General features: G+C 49.5%; 1 protein-coding gene. It reads left to right on the top strand.

Going from position 1 to position 871, the window contains the following annotated elements:
- The coding region (locus tag Y887_RS19620; protein WP_084726099.1) for a phage tail tip fiber protein at positions 1-851 on the top strand (851 nt) is incomplete at its 5' end.
- Between the last annotated feature and the right edge of the window lie 20 nt (positions 852-871).

The following is an 871-nucleotide window of genomic DNA, read 5'->3' as shown; positions in this document are numbered from 1 at the left end:
GGATACGTTTTGTTAACGCGGCAGGAGTGAAAGGTCCATGGAATGCTGAAAAAGGCACTCAGGCACAAACACAGATCGGCGTGAAGGCCATCATTGACCAGATCCGCGATGAGGCTGCAAAGTCGCCGGTTGTGTCCGAGCTGCGTAAAGAAATAAAAAACGCGCAGGGGCAGGCTGTAAAGGATGCTGCAATTAAGACAACCGAAGTTGTGGGGACTCTCAGGGAAGAAACGACAAGAACGATTGGTGGTATTGAAACCCGCATTAGCACACTGGGTTCGTCAACCGGTGAATCGCTTAATGAGGTCGACAAGCGCATCACTAAACTGGATAAAGAAGGCGGTGAGGCGTTTCTGGCAATGTGGTCAAAAAAAGCGGGAGTTGATGGTATCACTGCGGGGATCGGGATTGTCGCCGGAAAAGACAGTGAAGGCAGGCCTGTAAGTCAGGTTGCAATTTCTGCGTCGCAGTTGTTTGTCTTTGCCCCGAACAACCCGGATAACACCGCCTATCCGTTTGCGGTATCAGGTGGCAAGGTTGTGATCCCGAAAGCGATGATTTATGACGCGGTGATTGAAACACTGGTGTCGCGGAAGGTTGTGGCGGATGAGGTAAAAGCCGGGGTAAGTATCACTTCGCCAGTTATCCGGAGTGCCGTTATTCAGAACGGAAACTTTCAGGTTGATTCTCAGGGTAACCTGAATATTGGAGGCCTTTTCAGTGTTACGTCACAAGGGCAACTGACAATTCGTTACTCTAATCAGAATGTAGGACTGGTGATCCGCAATGATAAAATTGAGGTTTATGATCAGAATGGACGACTGGCTGTTCGCATAGGCAGATTACGCTGATCAGGAGGTGAGGATTGGAA

Source organism: Xanthomonas pisi DSM 18956 (genome assembly GCF_001010415.1).
In the GTDB taxonomy this organism is placed as follows: Bacteria; Pseudomonadota; Gammaproteobacteria; order Xanthomonadales; family Xanthomonadaceae; genus Xanthomonas; species Xanthomonas pisi.
This window is presented reverse-complemented; position numbering and strand designations above follow the sequence as displayed.